The following is a 23,271-nucleotide window of genomic DNA, read 5'->3' on the forward strand; positions in this document are numbered from 1 at the left end:
CAATTAACCTGATTTCCTTTTTTCTTTTAGATGAGAGAGCTGTTAATCAATTTTCGCTCGGTCAGGAAACTTCAAACTATTTAGTAAAAATATGGATCAGTTGAAATTATGCTTTTATTAACCAAGCAAATCCAACTAATTCATTCACCAATGAACATAATATGAAGGTGTATTGCGGATTTTTAATTTCAAACCTATAGTAGTCATGAAGAAAAAAATACTTATTGTGGAAGACCAAATGATCCATCGTTTCATGCTGAAACGCTTTCTAGAAGTCAATAACTTTCATGTAGAGGTGGCAAGTAACGGTATAGATGCCATGGAGCAGTTGAACTTGGAGAACATACCTGATGTAATTGTGACTGATTTGAACATGCCCTACATGGATGGATATCAGTTTCTGAAAATGCTTCGAGAAAACAAGGTGACCTCCCAAGTTCCGGTAATAGCCATATCCGCGCTTGATTTCCTGTCAAACGATGAACTGAACGGATACTTTTTTGATCATTGTATCACAAAACCATTTAAACTAGAGCATTTACGGATTGAGATTATGCAGGTGATTGAGGATTGACCCTCTGTGACCTAGGCTTGGAAAAAGTGGGGAATTACTACCCACAATGGTACTTTTCAGACGAAGGTTTTGTCCGCCAAAGTATCTTCAGCGTGAATCAAGCTACCTTTGGCTAGAGATACAGTTCTCTATTGAAACTTTCATCCCCACCTTTCAGATTCCATAGATCTCTTCTTCTTTTTTCTCCTAAGGTGTTCTGTACAACAGTGAGCAACGACTCTTGGCTTACAGGAGTATTTAGTACAATCTTTAGTCCCAGATCGAAAGGGCTTGGAAGATCAATATCTCCTCCAAGGAAAATAAAAGGAAGATTTTGCGATTCCGCCTGTTCTATGCCCATAAGTAACTGGTTATGGATTTCATACGACAACTTCAAAGAATCCACTATAACTAGATCTACTGCTTTATTTTCCAAAATTTCAGACACACTCATAGACCCGTCGATTAAAATTACCTGTATTCCTTCTTTTTCCAATATGTTTCTAAATGCTTTATTCAGATTTAGCCCGTCGTCTAGAAGGAGGATTTTTTGATTCATAAGGAAATACTATTGTAATAGCTGTGCCTAAATTTTCTTTGCTTCGGAATTGGATCTTTCCTTCCAATTTCAATACCAATTCATAAACTATACTGAGTCCCAAGCCTGTCCCTTTGACCCCATTAGTGTTTGTAGATCTGTAAAAGGGGTCAAAGATGAATTTTTGTTCCTTTTTTGGGACTCCTATGCCATAATCCCGCACAGTGAGAACCACTGCGCCCCCGTTTACTCTCAAACTTAAGTCAGGTATTCTGTCCAAAGGCCTTGAGTACTTGAGCGCATTCCCCACGATGTTTTTTATAATATACGAAAGCCAAGTATGATCGGATTTTATACGGACAGGTTTATTAGGCAAATCAAGATTCAGACAGGGTTTTTCCTCATCAAATAAAAAGTTCTCTTCAAGAGTAAGTAAAATCACCTGATTAAGATCAAGCGTTTTCAAATTGACATTCAGTCTCCCATCTGAATTCTGCTCCATGAGTAATACATCTGTGACCATTTGGGTCAGTCTGCCAAGTTGGGTATTGATTTTATCAACGTGCCGCAGGGATTTATTTTTGATCTCAGAATCATTCAATTGTGACAAAACCATCTTTAACAAATCATTACTGCTAAAAATAGTAGCCAAAGGGGTTCTGAACTCATGAGAAGTCATTGCGATAAATCTAGATTTAAGCTGGTTGAGCTCCTTTTCCTTATCCAAAGTTTCCTTTAATTTGAGTAGGCTCAGTTCCCGTTCAGTCACATCACGTGAAGTGGCCAAATAAGAATAAAGATCCCCCTGTTCATTATATAAGGGTTTCCATATCATTTCTATCTTTCTGATTTTCCCGGATATTTTATGTTTTATAGGAATTACAAACTTGGGATAGTTTTCAAAATCCACCATTTGTTCCAACTTGAAATTGGTTTTTTCAAAAAAATCCTCACCTAATAGCTCCTGTGGTAAAAGTCCGGTTATTCTCTCTATGGAAGGAGAAACATACCTTATTTTAAACTCTAAATCATGTAAAGACACTATATCATCTACATTATCGGAAAGCAACTTATATAGATTTTTTGACTCCCGATGCAGGCTTTCCGCCTTAATTCGCTGTCTATTCTCATGAACCATGCTGATCAGATTCGCATAGCTTGACATAAAAGGCTGTATAAAGTCTATGTCTTCCTGAGAATAAATTTTCTTTTTATTTGCCAGCCCTACCAGTCCGATAAACCTATCCCCTTTGTATATAGGTATTCCCACAAATCTTTTTAACTGAGGATGTCCTTTTGGTAAGTTAGCCCTACAGGAAGAGTCATTATCTACATTATTTGAAATAAGCGGCTTCCCTGACAACAGCACTGTTCCTATCAAATTATCCAATTCCTTGAACACAAAACCTTTCTCTAAATGCCGCTCTATAAAGTGCTGTACATCTGCTGTGGAATCAGTATTGCTGATCGCATTTGAGATTAAGTATGGCAGTCCATTTTCATCATAAAGCACTTCGCCTAAAAACCCGTATTCACTTTTAGTGAAAAAAATCAGGGTGGATAAAAGCTTGGAGTAAGTTTCCCTTACCTCAGCTTCCATTGAAAAACTAATCTGGGTCTGATCCAATGCGGTAAGCACTTCTTCCAGACGTATCCTCTCCAATTCGGCCAGCTTACGTTTATGGATATTATATAGGATTATAGTCACAACTTCCTTCCCTTTATATGGAAGTTTTTGGGATGATAAACTATACCAATGATCCCCCTTCTCTTCGCGCACCAAAACTTCCAGGTTTTCTATTTCCACTGTGCCCAAAATATAATCTCTTACAGAAATAGAAGAGTCGGGATGGAATACATAATCATCAATATTGAAATCTTTTCTAATAGGGGAATTGGTTTGAGCAATCATATTGAGGAAGAACTCATTAAAATAAAGAACCTCAAGCTTATCCAGTGTGCACATAATCAGCGGAAAAGGGAGGTTCTCTGAAATCACCTTAAACCGCTCCTCACTCTCCAGCAATTCCAACTCCTTGGCTTTAGAGTTGGTAATATCGGATAAGCGCCCATGTAAACGATAAGGATTCCCCAGCGTATCATACTCCATCCAAGTTCTATTTTCGACCCAAAGAGTCATTCCCTGCTCGTTAATAATCCTATATTCAAGATTCTGATTACTTCCTCTCCATGCTTCATTAAAAAATTCTTCTACACGATTACGATCATCCGTGTGGACAATCTTGAGCGAATACAGGGGATCATTAATAAATTTTTCCTCGCTCAATCCAAAATTGGAGATTTTTTTAGAAATCACTTTATAAGATTTGGTAAACGCGTCTCCTATATACAGCACATCTTCTACTGTGTGAAATAGGGACTTGAAGGCCGATTGGTTATTCCTTAATTTCTCTGCGTTCACTTTATATTGATGAATATCGAGAATAGAACCGAATAGTTCTTGTTCCGCTCCTACTGAACGCTTGACGGCGACTCTTACCCACCTTATCCCCAATCCGGAGGTGATTAAAGGCAAATCCAGAGAGATTTCCAGTGTCACACCGTCAATAAGGATTTCGAGTTCATTTACAAAAAAGTCCTTGTAGGTGTGCTCAATAAATGAAAAAATAGGTTTACCCAAAGACTCTCCTATACAGTATCCTGTCAACCATTCCCAGCCCCCATTTAAATAAATCAATTTAAAATCAAAATCAATAGAAAAGACCACATCCCGAATGTTTTCAATAGTCCTCTGATATTTCTGCCCACTTTCAATAAGTGCCCTATGGTTTTCCATACCGTATATCAGCCCACCAAATCCAACCCCAAAATTCCTAAAAAGTGTTATAGATGTATCTGAGAAAAATAGGGACGAGTGCCCGGAACATAAACCAAGTACACCCCATAACTCCTTACCGGCATATATTGGAACAATTAAGCAAGAAACGTTCTTCTCAGCCCCGAAACTTTCAGCACTATGGCTACCTTCTGAAGGGATCTCTTGATAAAGGATGTACCCCTCTTTTCCTAATCTATCCAGCAATGAACCATCTAGAATATCCGGTACCTCAGATTTAAAAGCTTTCTTACCGGAGTCAGTGCCTCTCCTGGGCCATTTGTAGGAATAGTTTTTTCCTTTATCCTTTTGGGATGAAAAATTTTGCAAGAATGTGCAACTTAAACCGCATTTCTCACCTATTTCTTGTAAAAACTCTGGCAATGCCTCTTCTAAGCTTTCTGAGCTTCTAAGCATAGAGAGAGCACCTGTGGTAGCGGCTAAAACACTGTCCAATTTAATCATTCTGTAGGAAAATTATCATCCAATTAATTTACAGTCTTCTAAATTTATTGATCAAATGTAGCAGGAAAAGAACTTAAACGCCAAGCAAGAAGAACGGATAAGCTAGCTGGGCTTAGTTTCCGTACCCTCGTCAATGCGGCATTATCGACAAAGTCGGGTCCAAATCTACTTGCTAGCTTTAGCTCAGATACCGAAACGACGGGAAGAGAGATGGCCAATGTCGGGTGAGCGATGATGGATGCCCGGTGTTTGGTGTTGGAGGTTGGAAGTGGGTGGTTGGGTGAGCGATGATGGATGCCCGGTGTCAGATGTTGGAGGTTGGATGAAAAAAGACCATAGATGAAAGACGGATTGCTTTTTTCTACCACAAGCCTGCCGTAGGTAGGCCTGGTCGGTAGCCCAGGGTAAGGAGGTACGATGCAACCCTGGGCAAAACGAAATAATATCCTAACAGCGCTGGCCCACGGACATCATTCGAAGACCGGCGCTTTGTGCCAGCAAGACGGAGGCGGGAAGTGTGGAGACGGAAGAGATGTTGGATGTCCGATGCCCGGTGTTTGGTGTTGGAGGTTGGAAGTGGGTGGTTGGGTGAACGATGATGGATGCCCGGTGTCAGATGTTGGAGGTTGGATGAAAAAAGACCATAGACGAAAGACGGATTGCTTTTTTCTACCACAAGCCTGCCGTAGGTAGGCCTGGTCGGTAGCCCAGGGTAAGGAGGTACGACGCAACCCTGGGCAAAACGAAATAATATCCTAACAGCGCTGGCCCACGGACATCATTCGAAGACCGGCGCTTTGTGCCAGCAAGACGGAGGCGGGAAGTGTGGAGACGGAAGAGATGTTGGATGTCCGATGCCCGGTGTTTGGTGTTGGAGGTTGGAAGTGGGTGGTTGGGTGAACGATGATGGATGCCCGGTGTTGGGTGTTCGGTGGAGGTGGTAGTCGCAGTAGGCAGGGTGTCAGGTGAGAATTTAGATTGATTGATCTTCAAAAAACCCTGTGGAAACGGAGCAATGCCGTAGGCCTGTCTGACCGGTAGGCCCGCCTTCCGGAGGGCAGGCAGGCATGGCAGATGTTGTAGTCACGCCCCAGCCAGGCGGGAGGCGGAAGCTGAAAGCCTAGGGTACAGCAGAAACTCCAGGCTCTTGGTTCTAGCTACTTGCAGCTGATGACTGCGACTTAAAAATTATACCGTGCAGTCAGCAGCATTATCCTAGTCTCCCTTTTGGCCCTGAATTCCTGTGAGAAGGTGTTGGTGAGTGTCTCGCCGGCAAACCTATCTGTATTGAACACATCCCTAACGCTTAGCAGCAGACTTGCCTTGTCCTTAAAGAAGGACTTCTGGATGCTGGCATCCATAGAATAACGGGCAAGATCCCTACCCTGGGCCTCGATTTCAGGAGAATCGTAATTTCCTACCAACTGTAAGTTTATCCCGAGGGGCAGTTTGAAATCCTGGGTGAGTTTTGCGTTCCATGAAAACCCCGCATTCGTAAACTCCTCACCTATATTAGAACCATCGACCGCAATCCTAAACAGTGAAATCCCTCCATTTAAGGAATACCAGTCGCTGACTTCAGAAACTCCTATAAATTCCAGCCCATAAGATTGGGATGAAAGTAAATTGGATGGTTGGGAATAAGAAATCCCATCCTCAACGATGGTAATAAAGTCCAGCTGTCCATTTACTTTTCTATAAAACAAGTTGGTCGTAAAACTGGATTTATCAAAATTAGCCAGGTGCCCCAGTTCAAAGGAATTGATCATCTCTGGCTCCAATTCCGGGTTTCCCCTCCGGATATTCAAGGAATCCGTAATATCCGGGAAAGGGTTCAATCTCCAGGCAGTGGGCCTGTCTATCCTTCTGGAATAAGTGACTTTCAGGGAATGATTGTCGTTGAGGTTATACATGCCCTGCACGCTTGGAAAAAGGTTGAAATACCGCTGTTGATTTTCCTCGTCCGTATTTCTGAGGTAAGTATCTACTTTTGTATATTCACCCCGTAGCCCTAAGGCATATTCAAATTTTTCCTTTGCTGAGCTAAAAATCGCATATCCCGCATGGATCTCATCCTGGTATAAAAACTGGTTGCTGATAGCAGGATCCTCCACAAATGAGCCTGAAGCCTCTTCATACCTCAGGTATTGGTAATCATTATCAAACTTCCTGATGTTGGACTTTAATCCTGCCTCAAACTGCCCCGTTTCCCAAGGTTTGATGTAGTCTGCCTGAAGTACCGTGATATTTCTTACCTCATCCGTAAAAGCCCTTTCCTGCCCGGTCCGATTTTCCGGAAGGGGATCCAGTGTATTGGTAAATATATCTATATTCTGTGTTTTAAACTGGTTTCTATAGGAGTGGCTTGCAGTGACACGGAGCAGGTTGCCATCCTCATCAAAATTATGCTCAAAGATCAGGGCATTGTCCAACCCTTCGTCGATTTCATCTTCATTGTTACGGCGCACATAGTCAAATGCTTCATTTCCACCCTCTGTATCGAGACTGCTAAGCTCAGAGTAAAGGGTGTTGGTCTGGAAATCATGTCCGTACTGATACACTCCCTCATAACTTAACACACTATTTCCAAAGTAATAATCCGCACCCGCATTGAGGTTATGGCCCTTATTACGGTCAGACCCATAGGTAGTCTGCTCAAGCCTTTCCTGATCTTCGAAAATCTCCCGAATGGAGCTCCGTTTGCTCACCCCTTTCCAGTTTCGGAAATTATAGCCCCCATACACATTAAAAGTAGGCGTGCGGTGATTGATCCTACCACCTATATTGGATCTACCCCTGGTACCATAGGTGCCTTCCAACCCACCATGGGTACCCAGATCCTGGCCTTTTTTCAATATAATATCTATCACTCCGCCTTCCGCCGCTGCATCGTAGCGTGCATTTGGGTTATTTATCACCCTGATTTCCTCCACCGCACTTGCGGGCAACTGATCCAGATTTTGTGTCAGAGAGGAATTTCTTCCATTGATAAGAATATTAGTGCCACTACTACCTCTAAGTGAAATGGTGCCATCTTCGGATACCGAAATAGAGGGGGTGTTTCTGAGTACATCCAACAAGGTGCCTCCGGCATTTGCCAGGTTGTTTTCCGGGGTAATGGTAATCCCCTCCAAGCTTGCCCGAACCGGCATTTTGCTGGTTTGGACCACTACTTCTTCCAAATTTTCAGCTTCTTCTACCATCTCCATTTCCCCTAAGGAAAGCTTTCCGTTCACCTGCACATCCTCCACTACCAAATCTTTGTAACCTATAAAAAACGCTTTGAGGACATAGGTCCCCTTCGCCGCTTCAACCGAAAATCTGCCCTGCTCATCTGTGTCGGAAAAGGAAACAGGCTCTGAAGAGGCGGAAGACTCAAACAGGGCTACCTGAACGTAGGGCAGCGGTTCTTTTCCTTCCCCGTCTTTCAGTGTCCCACTCACCTGATAGACCTGTGCCCAGCCTATAAGCGGCGTAGTCAATACAATAAAAAACAGGAAAATTTTAGGCAATAGGTCCATGGGATAAGCTAGTTGGTTTTGATGTAAGATTAAGGAAACATTCTATACCAAATTTGAAGTTTATTGAAAGTGGATCTGGACGATATGGAAAGGTTTCTGGAAAGCATAGTGCAATACGAACCCGTAATTTTTGCAGATCTGATGAACGATGGCCAGTCCAAGGCCCACGGAACCCTGCTTATCCCCTTCTTTTTTGAACCTTTGCAACATTTCCATAGGGTCAAAGGCAGGTGTCTTACCTGTATTTTTGATTAGGAGCATGGCATTATCCAGCGTGATTTCAATCTCCCCTCCTTCCTGATTATGTTTGATTGAATTACTCATCAGATTGTGGATGAGAATCTCAGCCACGTAAGGATGAATAGGCAGCATCACCCCCTGCTGTATGTCCTGCCTAAGCTGGAGATCATGTATCTGGATCACCTCCTCCAGACGGGTAATGCTATTATGCAACTCCTTGCTGAAATCCATTGGGGCAGGAGTCTGAAACTCATCATTTTCCAGTTTGGCCAATATGGCGAGGGATTTTACTATCCTTCTGATCCGTTCATTGTTATCAAAAGCGGACTGGATCAACGCGGCCTGTTGTTCAGTGATGGATTCATTCATCAGGAGTTCGAGATTGCCTCTTACCACGGCAGAAGGTGTCTGGATCTCGTGGGAGAGGTTTTCGGAAAACTCCTTGATCTTACGGTAATCGTTGAGCAATTTGGCCGACATTTTTTCCAGAAAACTATTCAATAAATCAAATTCATAGACTCCGCTAGCTGTAAAACTCAGCAGTTTGTTTTTTTGAAGGGAGAATTGCTGTAGGAGTTGCAGACTTTTGTGAAAGGGATTGAATATTTTTTTGGATACTACCCTGAGGAAATAGCCTATAAACAGCAACTGGGCAAAAAACACCGTCAACATGGTAATCACAATAGTCTCTGTGATATCATCTGCTTCGACCACAAGATTATAGTAAGAAATCCGGTAATGACTTCCGTTGATCTTGAAAGACCTACTGGCCTTCAACTGGGTCTCATTTCTGTTCATAGGATCATGATAAGCCAGCGTATCCCTTAACCATAGTTCCTCTTCGGGCCAGTCCATAGGAATCTTATCAATCTCTAATCTATCATAAACCAGTTTTTCGGGCGGAGCACCCTGCGCTATCCTTTCGGCGTAGGATCCTATCTGCCGATCCAGTTCCATCCCCAATTCAAAATCTATTTCAGAACCGAGTTTTTCATAGATCACAACAGTGCCTATCAGCAGAGCGGCTACAGTGATTCCCAAAAACCAGAGACTTATGATGTTGATTAGTTTCATATGATTATTTTTGATTTTTATAGGTCACATGGAATCTCGCGTAGGTGATAATCATATCAGTGTGTGTCGCCTTCGACATGCTCGATTTCATATTTTGTCGGGTGTCAGGTGTCCGGTGTCGGGTGATGGGTGATGGGTGATGGGTGTCCCATGTATGTTGTATGATGTATTTTCCGATCTAGATTCTTGATTTTAGGCTCCCACCCTCCGGTAGGCAAGCTTGAGTCTTGGTTCTTGCGTCTAGGCTCTTGGTTCTAGACCCTTGGTTCTACTTATTTTCGCTACAGCCATGCCTGTCCGCATGTAACCGATTTAAATTATGTTGCGGCAGTATCAAATTTGTATCCCAGACCATATACAGTTTTGATATAGTCCTTGCCGCCAGCCGCTGATACTTTTTTCCGCAGGTTTTTTACGTGCTGGTAAACAAAATCAAAATTTGAAAGGTCATCAGTGTAATCTCCCCACAAGTGATGTGCGATAGCGTTCTTCCCGAGCACCCTATCCCTATTTGTCAGAAAAAAAAGCAGCAGATCATATTCCTTCTTGGTAAGATCCAGTAAATCACCGTGAATAAAGACCTGCATCTGGGAATTGAGAATAGTGATTTCATTAAAAGCCAACTCATCAAATCCCTGCATCTTGGTTCTTCTATAGATGGCTTTTAACCTTGCCAAGAGTTCCGACAGATGAAATGGTTTTGCCAAGTAATCATCTGCCCCTTTATCCAATCCGTACAACTTATCATCCAAGGAATCTTTGGCGGAAATTATTAAAACGTTTGTGTCATATTTATTTGATTTGATCAACTCTAAGAGTGTCAGGCCATTTCCGTCCGGTAGCATCAGATCCAGTACAATGCAGTCATAACCATAACTGAGAAGTTTATCCTGAGCGTCAAACAAATTGACAGCACTTTCACAGCGAACGCCCTGGTCTTGCAGGTATTTGCTGATGTTGTGGGTAAGTTCCGCATTATCTTCTACTAAAAGAACCTTCATTGGTCTGCACTTTTTATATGCTTATAATTTTGCTATGCATGTATCTCTTGCAAAAGCTACTACTTTCTATTGAAGCAAATCTGAAGTTGCGAAAAAAATATTCTTGAAGATGAAGGAGACGGGAGACGGGGAGACAGAAGACCGGTGACCGATGTCCGGTGTAGGATTGGGGAAAGTTTAGTAACAGGTAATTTCCATGCCTACGGCAGACAGGCAGACGAAGCTTGCGGAGGGTCCTGCCTTCGGCCAGGGAAATCTCAGGGGCAATTGGAAGATCTGGAGAATGAAGGAGACGGGAGGCCCCTTGCCCCCTTTGACAAGGGCTCTGTTTCAAAAGGAACCAATAGTTAAAGGGGGAGTTTGGAAGGTGCTGGATAGGGCGCTGGGGTAGAAATCAACCGTTTGTGTGAGAAGAACAGGGGCGAATTGGATTCAATTATGCGGCTTCTGGAGAAGCAGTATAGCGGAGACTGCGGGAGGATGCCAAAGGCATTCATGGTATAAACCCCGAATACAGCGAAGCGAAATTCGGGGAAATTGAAACCAGGATGCTTTCATAAGAGTGCCAACGGCACGATCAGTAATAAACGGATTCCGGATCACATCATACCGATCGTGCCGTTGGCACTCAGGTCAACACTAGCCTTACTAAAACCAGAATTGCATTCTGGGCATTTACAGGCCTTGCCTTTGGCAAGAAGCAAAACTTCAGGGCATTCTGAAGGCTACATTGTCCCCTAACATAAGTCAGCAAGACTTACGACAACCAGGGCCGGATTATAAATCCCCCTTGCCCCCTTTGACAAGGACTCTGTTTCAAAAGGAACCAAAAGTTAAAGGGGGAGTTTGGAAGGTGCTGGATAGGGCGCTGGGATAGAAATCAACCGTTTGTGTGAGAAGAACGGGGGCGAATTGGATTCAATTTTGCGGCTTCTGGAGAAGCAGCATAGCGGAGACTGCGGGAGGATGCCAAAGGCATTCATGGTATAAACCCCGAATACAGCGAAGCGAAATTCGGGGAAATTGAAACCAGGATGCTTTTAATAAGAGTGCCAACGGCACGATCAGTAATAAACGGATTCCGGATCACATCATACCGATCGTGCCGTTGGCACTCAGGTCAACACTAGCCTTACTAAAACCAGAATTGCATTCTGGGCATTTACAGGCCTTGCCTTTGGCAAGAAGCAAAACTTCAGGGCATTCTGAAGGCTACATTGTCCCCTAACATAAGTCAGCAAGACTTACGACAACCAGGGCCGGATTATAAATCCCCCTTGCCCCCTTTGACAAGGACTCTGTTTCAAAAGGAACTAGAAGTTAAAGGGGGAGTTTGGAAGGTGCTGGATAGGGCGCTGGGATAGAAATCAACCGTTTGTGTGAGAAGAACGGGGGCGAATTGGATTCAATTTTGCGGCTCCTGGAGAAGCAGCATAGCGGAGACTGGCTTTCAGTGATTGTAAGATTATTTAAAGGATTGTCCCGAGGGAAATTCGGAGCATTTACATACCTTGCTTTTAAAGGGGCAGTCTGAAGACTGCATTATGATAGGCACGAGTCATGAGACTCGCGCCAACTAAGATAGAACAAAAAAAATCACAGGCTTGCACCCGTGATTTAGAACTATTGATACTATAAGAATTACTTCCTTCGCAAGGCCCTTTTCCACCAGGGCAATTGTACCTCCTCGTGGTATCCGTAAGAGTTATTACCATAGCCATAACCATAGCCGTATCCATATCCATATCCATATCCTTTGTCTATGTGCACATCATTTAGAAGACCATAAATTTTAGACACTCCACCTTTTTCAACAAGGTTGTTCAAGATCTGTGTATTCCCTTTCATGGAATATCCCTGTCGGAACACGAAGAAGCTGATGTCAGCAAATGCAAAAAGCTCCTTGGTCTCTGATACCAATCCCACGGGAGGACAGTCAAATATGACTACATCATAAGCCTCTTTGATCTCTTTAATTATTTGCCCGAATTTATCCTGGAGCAGCAATTCCGCCGGATTAGGAGGGATAGGGCCAGAAAGAATCACATCCATATCTTTGTGGTCGGTAGCTTTGACCACATCCTGCCAGGGTGTATCCGTACTCAAACAAGTACTCATCCCCCTGTCATTAACCAATCCAAAATCCTCAGCGATTTTAGGTTTACGGAGATCAAGACCAATCAAAAGAGTCTTTTTGCCCATCAAGGCATACACTGAAGCCACGTTGATGGATACAAAGGTCTTTCCTTCTCCCGAGATAGATGAGGTAAAAAGTATGGTAAGATTATCCCTATGTGGACTCAGGTAAGACATATCTGCCCGAAGAGACCGGAACGATTCGGTCACTGTGGACCTTGGGTTGTTCATCACCGGAATAACATCCTCAGAATTGTTTCTTCCTATCATGCCTATCAGCGGTACCTTGATCTGATTCTCCAGTTCCTTAGGGTCTTCAATTTTAGTGTTCAAAAAATCCTTGACCGTGATAAACCCAATTGGAAGTATCAAGCCTAAAATCAATCCTATCAGTAAGTTCAGGCTACGCTTAGGAGCTACCGGAGTTTGGCTTGCCTTGGCATAATCCAAAATAGTGTTTTTTGGCATGTTGGACGCCATAGTGATCTCCGCTTCTGCCTTTTTTTCTAAAAGATATACATAGATATTCTCATTGAAATTAAATTTTCGCTGAATTCCAATCAAATCTCTTTCAGTCTTAGGAAGTGAATTAATATCGGATTGCATTAAACTAATTCTGGTTTTTAAATCAGCCAATACGTTTTGGGTATTGTTTAAAGCCAGATTAACGTTTTCCTGAAGCTGCTTTTTAGTATTTGAAATTCTAGTAGAGTTTTCTCTAACTGCTGGAGCTTGGTCTGAATAATTGGATTTAAGACGTATTTGCTCTGCCTGTAATTCAGCCAATGCACTAACCAAAGAATTCAACAAGGGATCAGTTACCCCAATAATTGAAGGCGCAACCAAGTCACCACCTTGGTTATTTTCAAGATAAGCATTTAGAGTCTGATAATACTTCAAACTCACTTCTGTCTCCCCTTTTTGCCTTTCTAGATCCTGTAGTCTCTCAAAAATAACTGATCCTTCCTGGGACAAATTAAAAACATTGTTTTCTGATCGGTACTGCTGCAATCTATTTTCTGAAGTTTCCAGGGAATCTGAAATCCCGGATAGCTGCTGGTCAATAAAACGGATCGTGCTTTGAGAGGCTCTATTCTTTTCGTCCAGTTCCCGCTTAAGGTACATTTCCATCAGCTTATTGATGTAATCTTCTCCCAGCCTTCTTACAGGGGTCTCCACACTTAAGGTCAAAATGGAGGCCTGTTTGTTTAATGGGGTAACAGTGAGCTCATTCTTGTATTTTAAAGCAAGGGAAGGGGTATCGGAAATTTTAAAAAGAACCTTTTCCCCAGGTACCGCATAAATACTATTTACTTTAACTGATAATCCCTCTTCCTGAATTTGCTCACCAAAACTATAAACTGATTTTTTTAATTTTGCATCTTTTAAACTTGATTTATAGAAAGGATCACTTGGATTATAAACGCTGAACCCATCATCCTCAATAATGAGTTCAAAAGAATCTTCATTTAGCACCTCAAGACTGAACATCCCTCCTACCCACTGGGGATGATCCCAATCCACTGTCACTATCACAGGTAACTTTTCATAGAGCTGATTGGTAGAAACAAAGCCCTGATGAAAGTACTGCACATTTAGGTTAAGTTCTGAAATAGTCTCTTCGGCTAAGGAATAGGATTTAAGAATACCGATTTCATTTTCTATATTATTCTTGCCCTGCATTCCAAAACCCGCGGTTTCAAAAAGATCCATGCCCAAGCTAGGTTTATCATCCTCTACCAGGACACTAGCTTCAATCTTAAAAATATTGGTGGCATACCTGTTAAATAAAAATGCCGACAATAAACCCAGGATCATAAAAGCCAAAATAACAGGCCAATACTGAAGGTAATTAAACAAAAGTACTTTTAAATCGATTTCATCTTCCTTTTGTATCATAAATGGATTTTGCCCGGAATTACTTGGATTTGGGGTATTAGGATACATAAAATCTTATTTAATTAAATTCAAAATCAATGCTAAGGCAGTTACAGCTGAAATCACCAAGGCAAGCGATTGTGCAGCATTTTCCCCTGCTCCTACTTCTCTTACCTTCATAGGTTCCGCATACAACTGATCATTAGGTTGAATAAAGTAAAAAGGGGATTCCACCACCTGCCTGTCTATCAAATTAATTCTATGTAATCGTGTCCCTTCAGGGTACTGTCTAATCAATAAAATTTCATCCCTTTTAGCTACAGGTGTTAAATCCCCTGCATTAGCTATTGCCTCAAAAATAGTCATTCTGTCCTGAAGCACGACAAATTTGCCCGGTCTTCTAAATTCTCCTAAGGCAGCATAGCGGATACCGCCCAATTTCACCTTAACATAAAGTTCTGTTGTGACATATACCCGAAGCTTTTCTTCTATTGTAATTCTCGCTTCTTCGAGGGTTTTTTCCTTAACATTCACCTCCCCTATCACAGGTAAGCGTATGTTTCCGCTTTGATCTACGGTATAACCTGTCATATAATAAATGTCTCCACCGCTCTGGCTGGCCATATTTCCCATTTGGTTTGTTCCTCCTCCTATTGCTTTATTGTTAAAGCCATTTTGGATCATATCATCTACCGTCTGTACATTCACATCGATGATATCGTTGTATTGGAGTTTGTATTCCGGGATTTCGTAGGTGATCAATTCCCCGTCCGCAATTTCAGGATTCCCTTCTTGGTTTTGAAGGTAGATAATTTTCTCATTTGAGATGCAGCTGAACGCTGTAAAAAAAACCAGGGCTAAGGCTATACCCCTCATCAAACTCTTCATATATATATTTTTTTAACTTTCCATTCAAAAACTGCGCAAACTTAAACATTTCACTTTAAATCCGGAGATTTTTTATCAGATTGCTAATAAGGCTTGGAACTATTTTGGAAAAAAATCAAATATCGCGTTATGACGGGAGACGGAATTTGAGAGGTGAAAGCTGGAGATGGGAAGCTGAATGAGTCCGAAAACGAGTACAGGGTCAGTGAAAGGAGTGAGAGTGGAAAGAGTGCCAGGATAATCTTGCACTGTTCCAAAATGAAATCTAATAAGGCTGTTTCTTTAGCTGTCCCAGCGGGAAAAGGCGGCTCGGGAAGACTCGCCAGCTGGGGTCGGATTACAAATCCCCCCTTGCCCCTTTTGAGAATGGATCTATTTCAAAAGAAACCAGAAGTCAAAGGGGGAGTTTGGTAGGTGGACGTCGGGCGGACGGATGTCTGGTAACTGTCCTGGTGCTGTAGGCTACGGCGTCTTCTTTTTAGAATTTTAACTAATTTCACATTACTATTCTTTAAAGTAGAACAGCGTAAACACATATAAATAGGACAATGAAAGGAAAACAACTTATACAGATGGCGGCTTTACTTGGTGCAGCGGCGGTGGGTATCGGGGCGTTTGGGGCACATGGGCTAAACAATCTATTGCTGGAAACCGGCAGAACCGAGACTTTTGAAACCGCAGTGAGATATCACTTTTACCATACCCTGGCCATTTTCCTGATCGGGATTTTAGCTGGGGTCAAACCTGAGTGGAAGCAACTCAGTACCGCGGCGTCATTGATGGTCTTTGGCATAGTGATTTTCTGCGGATCGCTCTATATTCTTTCCCTGACCGGAATCACCTGGCTGGGCGCTATCACCCCGATTGGAGGCCTTGCGTTTATTGCAGGCTGGATTTATGTTTTTATAGCAGCTTCAAAATCTTAAGGGATGAGAAAAGGCTTGCTTCTTACGCTGTTTCCCCTATTTATTTCTCACCTGCTATTAGCCCAACTCAGCAAAGAGGAATTTATCAAACTAGAGTCTGCCCTGGGTGAGGGAAGTTTTTTCAGCGGACATCTTACCGGATTTATGCTCTTTGACCTGGATTCCCAGCGAGTGTTGTATGAAAAAAACAGCCATCAGCGGTTTATACCAGCTTCCACCACTAAGCTTCTCACGCTTTTTTCTTCGCTGGTCATACTAGGTGACAGCACCCAAACGCTTCGCTATGTACAGGAGGGCGACCGGATCAAGATCTGGGGAAGCGGTGATCCAAGCTGGAAGTATAAAAAGTTGTTTCAGCCTGACTTCGCCAAATTCCTGGCTCCTTTTGACAAAATTATTTTTTCAGATGCGAATATGATTTCTCCAGCCTTCGGTTATGGATGGCAGTGGGACGACTATTATTATGGTTATTCCGCGGAGCGGAGCCCCCTCCCTATCTATGGGAATTTGGTACAGGTAAAAAAAGCAAGCAATGCCCCAACAGTTTATCCCCCTTATTTCCAACCGCTGGTATTCCCTACTACCCGTACTATCCGGGAATTGGAGCGGGATTTTCATAGCAATAAGTTCTATTACAATCCTAACAACTTCCGGGCCAGAGAGGAATTCATCCCTTTTATCAGCTCCCCAGAGCTTTTGACCCAACTAGCAAGTGACATCACCGGAAAAGCATGGGACTATCAGCCAGATAGTTTGCCTGCCATTCATGAGGAATGGAGGGGAGCCCCACTATTTCCCATCCTAAAGGAAATGATGCTGGAAAGTGACAATTTCCTTGCGGAGCAATTGATGCTGATGGTATCCGACAGGCTTTTCCAGAGGTTGGACACAGAGCGTGCTATAGAATATATGCTAAAAACCTACCTGTATGATCTTCCTGACAAGCCCCAGTGGGTGGATGGATCCGGCCTCAGCAGGCATAATCTAATGACCCCTAGGAGCATGGTGGCACTTTTTGAAAAGCTATATCGCATAGTTCCAGACAGTGAGTTGCAGGAGTTGTTACCCACAGGGGGAAAAAGCGGTACGCTAAAAAACGGTTATGTAGCAGAGACCCCTTATATCTTTGCCAAGACAGGTACTATGAGCAACAACCATAGCCTGGTAGGTCTGATCCGAGGGAAAAGCGGACGGCACTATTGTTTCGCTTTCATGAACTCCAACTACCCCTGGAAAGCCTCGGAAGTAAGAAGAGAGATGGAAAAGGTGATGGTGATGCTAAAAGAAATGATTTAGGCAGCAGGAATTTACAATTCACAAGTTTCAATGCTCAATGGGCAAGTGAAGGTTAAAAGCTGAAGTGAGAAAGCTAAAAGTGTGGTGCAAAAAAATTATTGAAATTCTGTAAGGGCCTCTTTTTACATACAAGAAGCAGACTTGAACCAATTTATGGCATAGCCTGCTTTTGGATCTATCTTTGACGGGGATAATTACTTGATTAAGGATCCTGTCTCCTAGGTCTGAACAGCGTTGGGCGAAAGATTTTTCGCCCATACCGCGTTCTCTGCGAAAATCTCTTTGTGCAATCGCGGTAAAAAATCAAAGCATTCGTGGCCAAACAAATTAAAACTTCGAGGTTCTGAAAACCTCAACCGTTAAGAAAATAAAAAAGCCCTATTTTCACGTGATAGAACCACTCCCCTTTTCAGATGCAAAAAAGAGCTTTTCTTAAATCCCTTGGGCTTCTCAGTGCTTCCTTGCCGCTGGTTTCCTGGGACACCACACATAAGTCGTATGATCCAAAAACCATTTTGCCGAAGGCAATAAAAAAAGGTGACACAGTGGGGCTGATATCCCCTTCAGCGGCTACTGCGGACAGGATGCAGTTTACTTATGCCAAAGAAGCATTGGAGGCATTGGGATTTCAGGTGAAATCTGGGAAGAGCCTTAAAAACCGGTATGGACACCTGGCAGGTACCGATGAGGAGCGTGCGGGAGATTTGAATGAAATGTTTGCAGATGGGGATGTAAAAGCCATTGTGAGCATACGTGGTGGTTCGGGAGCCGCGAGGATACTTCCTATGATTGATTACAAGGCAATAAGTAAAAACCCGAAGCCCTTGCTTGGATATTCGGATATCACAGCTTTGCATTGTGCCATTCAGGCCCAGACCGGGCTGGTCACCTTTCATGGCCCTATGGGCTCCGGTAGCTGGAACAGTTTCAATGTTTCCCAATTTGAAAAAGTGTTTTTTGAGCGGGAAAAGGTAACCTATGAGAATGTGCATACAGCAAGTGATGAACTGGTGGTCAAAAACAACCGGATCCAGACACTCCGGGGGGGAACAGCTCAGGGAAAAATCCTGGGAGGAAACCTCACCGTACTGACGGGCATTTCGGGATCGCCTTATTATCCTGACTTCAGGGATTCCATTCTTTTCATAGAAGATATAGGGGAAGACCCCTATAAAATGGACAGGATGATGAGTACTTTGAAGCTCAATGGCACATTGGACCGGATCAAGGGATTTATCTTTGGGCAGTGTACAGACTGTGAGCCAGGAGGAGGATATGGTTCGCTGACCCTGGACCAGGTATTGGACGACTATATTTTACCTCTTGGGATCCCCGCTTACTCCGGTGCCATGATCGGACATATTCCCAAACAATTCATCATTCCTGTAGGTGCCAGGGTTGAAATGAATGCGGACAAGGGGACCATTTCCTTGGTAGAGTCCGTATTTCAATGATGTCGGATGTTGGGTGTTTGATGTCCGGTGACCGGTGTCGGGTGTGTGTGCAGCTCTCAGTGGTTAAAGGTGGGAAGTTGGAAGTGGGAAGTTTGGAGGATGGAAGGTTGATACTTCGACTTCGCTCAGTACAAGTGTTGGGTATTGGGTTAAATGTTAAAGGTTAACCTTTAAAGTGTGGTGAGAATCTAGATTGATTGATCTTCAAAATCCTGTCGAAACGGAGCAATGCCGTAGGCACGGCAGATTTGTAACTTGCTCGGTATCTGATGAAGACCGGAGACAGAAGACAGAAGTAGGTGGCACTAGCAGTCTGAAGACTGCATTGATATAGGCACGAGTCATGAGACTCGCGCCAACTAAACTGAAAGCCTAACCTCAAGCAGGAACTTCAGTTTCTTGGCTCCTGCCTCCGGCAGGAAGGCTTGGCTCTTTATTCTTGGTTCTGAAATCTTGGCTCTGAAATCTTGATACTTGATACTAATGGAGACGGAAGACTGGAAATATTAAATTAGAACATGACACAAAATTTCAAACATATACACCCCGTCCTACTTACATTCGCATTAATTTGCATGTTCTCCTGCAACGGCTCTAAGAGCTTGCTCCCAGATGACAGTGACAAACCCATGACAGAAAATCCAACAGACACTTCAGGCCAACTTACCTATTTGGCACTTGGAGACAGCTATACTATAGGTGAAGGAGTCAGCGACTCAGGCCGCTACCCTGACCAGCTTATCGAGAAGCTAAATTCAGAAACGTCCAGATCTTGGGCCGCGCCCAAGGTAATAGCCCAGACTGGCTGGACTGTGGATGAACTGGAAAAGGGTATAAATAGTGCCAATATAGAAAGTAACACCTATGATCTGGTCACGCTTTCCATAGGTGTAAACAACCAATACCGAGGATATCCCATTTCCAGATTTGAAACAGAGTTTGAGACCATGCTGCTGAGAGCGATACGTTTTGCAGGAGTAAACTCTAAAAAGGTAATTGTACTATCTATTCCGGATTGGGGCATTACTCCTTTTGCACAGCAAAGCGGCAGAGGCCTGGATATAATTGCTGATGAGATAGATGCTTACAACAGGATCAAGGAAGCTATCTGCCAAAAGCATGAAGTAAGGTTCATCGACATTACACAAGACTACCGCTCCATAGGTGCACAGGCGGAGATGCTGGCCGCAGATGGATTGCATCCCAGTGCCGCAATGTATCAGCGATGGACTGGCAAGCTATATGAGCAGGTAAAAACCATCAATTTCTAACAAGGACAACTGACCCAGAATAACTACGGAGTAGGTATTTTCCAAAGCTCTCTTGAAATTGCGAGGATATAAAAAGGAAAACAAGCAACTTTACCTGATTGGATGTGGCGGGACATAATACGGGTTTCCCAGCTATAGATTGAAAAAGCTATGAAGATTATTTGCATAGGCCGTAACTACGCGGCGCATATAGAAGAACTGAAAAATGAAACCCCGGGCAATCCCGTGGTATTTCTAAAGCCGGACACGGCGTTGCTGAAAGATGGCGCACCGTTTTTTTACCCTGATTTCTCCAAGAATATACATCATGAGGCAGAGCTTGTCCTAAAGGTATCAAAACAAGGCAAGTACATACAGAAAAAGTTTGCCCACCGATATTTTAATGAAATAGGATTGGGGATAGACTTTACCGCAAGAGACTTACAAGATGAGTGCAAATCCAGGGGTTTGCCCTGGGAAATAGCCAAAGGTTTCAATGGTGCCGCACCTATTGGGGGGTTCAAACCCGTTTCTGATTTTGAAGATCTGGGAAATATAGATTTTCATTTGACCATCAATGGTGAAACCCGACAGAAAGGAAATACTTCCTTGATGCTTTTTGACTTTGGTACCATCATAGAATACGTGTCGCGATTTTTCATGCTGAAAACCGGGGATCTTATCTATACAGGCACACCTGCGGGCGTAGGCCCCGTACAGATCGGAGATCGGTTGGAAGGGTTTATAGGGGCGGAAAAACTATTGGATTTTGAAATTAAGTAAATTAATCTATACGATTGTAATTCTTGGACTTATATCCTACTCCAAGCTAATAGCACAGGAAGTAGAGAAGGGCTATTTCAAGAACCCTATCCGGCCAGGAACCAGAAATTATTTATCAGGGAATTTTGCTGAGTTGAGGCCTAACCACTTCCATACCGGACTGGATTTCAAAACCGGTGGGCAAGAAGGGATGCCAATTTTGGCAGCAGCGGACGGATGGGTACACAGGATCAAAATCACCTCCTTTGGATATGGGAATGTAATCTACATCAAGCATCCGAACGGCATGTTTACCCTCTACGGTCACCTGCGGAATTTCAATCAGGAGCTGAGCGAGTACATGCGTAAAAAAATGTACGAAGCCAAGGTAAATGAGCTGGAAATCTATCCTGAACCTGGAGAATTGCCTGTAAAACAGGGGCAGCGTATAGCAGACAGCGGCAATACTGGCGGATCTGGTGGGCCTCACCTGCACTTTGAGATCCGTGACAGCTTGGACAGAGCCATAGACCCCCTATTGTTTGATTTCCCTGAAATCTTGGACAGCACTCCTCCTGTAGCCCAAAGCATAGCCATAGTTCCTTTAAATATAGATTCTCGGGTGAACGGGAAATTTGCCCGACTAGAAATCGCTCCAGTAAGCACAGGATCAGGTTACAGATTGCCTGAAGAGATAAAAATCACCGGCAAAGTGGGAATAGAAGTCCAAAGTTATGATCAGCTCGACGGTGCCAGTAACAGGAACGGATTCCCTACTTTTGAATTGGAAGATGAACAGGGAATGGTATTTAATCTGACTGTGGACAAAGTGGATTTCAATTTTTCCAGACAATTCCTGCAGCACACCTATCAAAACCGCTATACAAGACTGTATTACCAAAAGAATTTAAAGTTTGAATTCCTCACCCCCTTAGCAGAAAACTCCGGTCATCTGGAGCTGGATCCAGGTATAAAAAAGAACTACAAGCTAAAGCTTATTGATGCCTATGGAAATGTGCAGGCGGTCAATTTCACGCTTACGGGACAGGATCTGGAAAGAAAAGTAAATGATGGAAATGCTCCCGCTAAAGCTTCACTGGAATACATCAATAATATATTGAAGATCAAGGCACCTACTTCTCCAAAAGGCGCATTGGCCAAATTTTATGTGGGCGCAAATGCCTTTGAGATGCTTCCCGCCTACGAGGATGCAAGCAGCAGAACCTATCTTTGGGACATGAACTTTGGTATTCCGGAGGAAATAGACATCTGTACAGAAGTGGTTTTACCTGGTATCAACACCTTGATTCCAGCAGGAAAGGAGATTTCCTATGCGGATGCAAACGTGCAGATAAATTTCAGGCAGGAGACTCTTTTAGATGACCTGTTTCTAAGAGTATCCGATACGGGATCAGCTTCTGAGCCAAAATTAATGGTCAACAGCAGAAGGGAACATCTCTGGAATGCCATGAATATACTTTGGAAAGTACCCGGGTTTTCGGGAAACAAGGATAGGTCTCACGCCTATTATATTTCCGGGGGATCCAAGTCATTTTTGGGAGGTACATGGAAAGGTGATACCTTGGATTTTGGTTCCAGGTATCTTGGTGAGATTTCCATACTGCAGGATAACTCCAAGCCTAGCATTAAGGTAGTACGGGTAAATTCAGGGGAACTGCGTTTTGTGATCAGAGATGATCTCTCGGGTATTGATCACTATGAAGCTTACGTGAATGGGCAGTGGGTACTGATGCGATATGAGCACAAGCAATCAGCCATTTGGTCTGAAAAACTCACAAGTGAACCCTTTAAAGGAGAAGTTTTGCTAAAAGTTACGGATAAAGCTGGCAATACTGCTGAATGGAAAGGAACGATTGGTTAAATTAGGCGCCTTAAAGAAAAGAATATCAAACCATGCTCGCCTGTCGGGTTGGCAAAACCCGGAACAAGTCCGGCAAAGGCCATGGATACCAGAAAAGACAAAACACAAAGATATGAAGCTAGAAGAAGGCCAAATGGCCCCGGATTTTGAAGCTAAAATTGAAACAGGAGAAACAATCAAGCTTTCTGATTACAGAGGGAAGAAGGTGGTACTCTATTTTTACCCAAAAGACGCCACTCCCGGATGCACGGCGCAGGCGTGCAACCTAAGAGACAACTACGATGCGCTGCAAAAAGCAGGGTATGTGGTTTTTGGAATCAGTTCAGATGCGGAAAAATCACATATGAAGTTCAAGGAAAAGCAATCACTTCCATTTTCCCTTATTGCCGATACTGACCTGAAAGTACATGAAGCTTATGGTACCTGGCAAGAGAAAAACACCTTTGGCAAGACCTATATGGGAACAGTCCGAACCACTTTCGTAATAGATGAAGAGGGAAAAATATCCGAGATCATCGAAAAAGTAAACACAAAAGAACACACCTCTCAAATACTCAAATAAACCTATTAA

The 23,271-nt window shown here is 43.2% G+C and carries 15 protein-coding genes; 8 read left to right on the forward strand and 7 right to left on the reverse strand.

Annotation, left to right across the window (positions count from 1 at the left end; translation table 11 throughout):
* The first annotated feature begins 205 nt into the window (after positions 1-205).
* On the forward strand, positions 206-574 hold the full coding sequence (locus LZF95_RS03570; protein WP_233753615.1) for a response regulator: 369 nt from the start codon (positions 206-208) through the stop codon (positions 572-574).
* 112 nt (positions 575-686) lie between these two features.
* Here the strand turns inward: LZF95_RS03570 and LZF95_RS03575 are convergent, their stop codons facing one another.
* The 7 genes from LZF95_RS03575 to LZF95_RS03605 all read right to left on the reverse strand — a co-directional run bounded on the left by LZF95_RS03575 (position 687) and on the right by LZF95_RS03605 (position 15,130).
* On the reverse strand, positions 687-1,112 hold the full coding sequence (locus LZF95_RS03575) for a hypothetical protein (RefSeq protein WP_233753616.1): 426 nt from the start codon (positions 1,110-1,112) through the stop codon (positions 687-689).
* On the reverse strand, positions 1,066-4,392 hold the full coding sequence (locus LZF95_RS03580; RefSeq protein ID WP_233753617.1) for a PAS domain S-box protein: 3,327 nt from the start codon (positions 4,390-4,392) through the stop codon (positions 1,066-1,068). Before LZF95_RS03580 ends, LZF95_RS03575 begins: the two co-directional genes overlap by 47 nt.
* A gap of 1,181 nt (positions 4,393-5,573) precedes the next feature.
* On the reverse strand, positions 5,574-7,913 hold the full coding sequence (locus tag LZF95_RS03585; protein WP_233753618.1) for a TonB-dependent receptor: 2,340 nt from the start codon (positions 7,911-7,913) through the stop codon (positions 5,574-5,576).
* Positions 7,914-7,973: 60 nt separating this feature from the next.
* Complete coding sequence (locus LZF95_RS03590) at positions 7,974-9,227, reverse strand: HAMP domain-containing sensor histidine kinase (RefSeq protein ID WP_233753619.1); 1,254 nt, start codon at positions 9,225-9,227, stop codon at positions 7,974-7,976.
* 317 nt (positions 9,228-9,544) lie between these two features.
* Complete coding sequence (locus LZF95_RS03595; RefSeq protein ID WP_233753620.1) at positions 9,545-10,228, reverse strand: response regulator transcription factor; 684 nt, start codon at positions 10,226-10,228, stop codon at positions 9,545-9,547.
* A 1,641-nt stretch (positions 10,229-11,869) separates the two neighbouring features.
* The gene (locus LZF95_RS03600; RefSeq protein WP_233753621.1) at positions 11,870-14,311 is read right to left on the reverse strand and encodes a polysaccharide biosynthesis tyrosine autokinase; all 2,442 of its coding nucleotides are present in this window, start codon (positions 14,309-14,311) and stop codon (positions 11,870-11,872) included.
* Positions 14,312-14,317: 6 nt separating this feature from the next.
* Positions 14,318-15,130, reverse strand: a complete 813-nt coding sequence (locus LZF95_RS03605; RefSeq protein ID WP_233753622.1) for a polysaccharide biosynthesis/export family protein — start codon at positions 15,128-15,130, stop codon at positions 14,318-14,320.
* A 548-nt stretch (positions 15,131-15,678) separates the two neighbouring features.
* On the opposite strand from LZF95_RS03605, the gene LZF95_RS03610 reads away from it, so the two are divergent.
* The 7 genes from LZF95_RS03610 (at position 15,679) to bcp (ending at position 23,262) form a co-directional block, all read left to right on the forward strand.
* Positions 15,679-16,056, forward strand: coding sequence for a DUF423 domain-containing protein (locus LZF95_RS03610; protein ID WP_233753623.1), 378 nt, complete (start codon positions 15,679-15,681; stop codon positions 16,054-16,056).
* A 3-nt stretch (positions 16,057-16,059) separates the two neighbouring features.
* Entirely contained in the window at positions 16,060-17,352 is a 1,293-nt protein-coding gene (locus LZF95_RS03615; RefSeq protein WP_233753624.1) for a D-alanyl-D-alanine carboxypeptidase/D-alanyl-D-alanine-endopeptidase, read from the forward strand.
* A gap of 413 nt (positions 17,353-17,765) precedes the next feature.
* Positions 17,766-18,806, forward strand: coding sequence for an LD-carboxypeptidase (locus LZF95_RS03620; RefSeq protein WP_233753625.1), 1,041 nt, complete (start codon positions 17,766-17,768; stop codon positions 18,804-18,806).
* A 629-nt stretch (positions 18,807-19,435) separates the two neighbouring features.
* Positions 19,436-20,077 (forward strand): SGNH/GDSL hydrolase family protein, encoded by a 642-nt coding sequence (locus tag LZF95_RS03625; protein WP_233753626.1) that lies wholly within the window; start codon positions 19,436-19,438, stop codon positions 20,075-20,077.
* 150 nt (positions 20,078-20,227) lie between these two features.
* Complete coding sequence (locus LZF95_RS03630) at positions 20,228-20,839, forward strand: fumarylacetoacetate hydrolase family protein (RefSeq protein WP_233753627.1); 612 nt, start codon at positions 20,228-20,230, stop codon at positions 20,837-20,839.
* Positions 20,826-22,700, forward strand: coding sequence for a M23 family metallopeptidase (locus tag LZF95_RS03635; RefSeq protein WP_233753628.1), 1,875 nt, complete (start codon positions 20,826-20,828; stop codon positions 22,698-22,700). The genes LZF95_RS03630 and LZF95_RS03635 overlap by 14 nt, the downstream gene beginning before the upstream one ends.
* A gap of 112 nt (positions 22,701-22,812) precedes the next feature.
* Positions 22,813-23,262 (forward strand): thioredoxin-dependent thiol peroxidase, encoded by a 450-nt coding sequence (bcp, locus tag LZF95_RS03640; protein ID WP_233753629.1) that lies wholly within the window; start codon positions 22,813-22,815, stop codon positions 23,260-23,262.
* Positions 23,263-23,271 lie beyond the last annotated feature (9 nt).

Origin of the sequence: Algoriphagus sp. AGSA1, assembly GCF_021390545.1 — a bacterium.
Classification (GTDB): domain Bacteria; phylum Bacteroidota; class Bacteroidia; order Cytophagales; family Cyclobacteriaceae; genus Algoriphagus.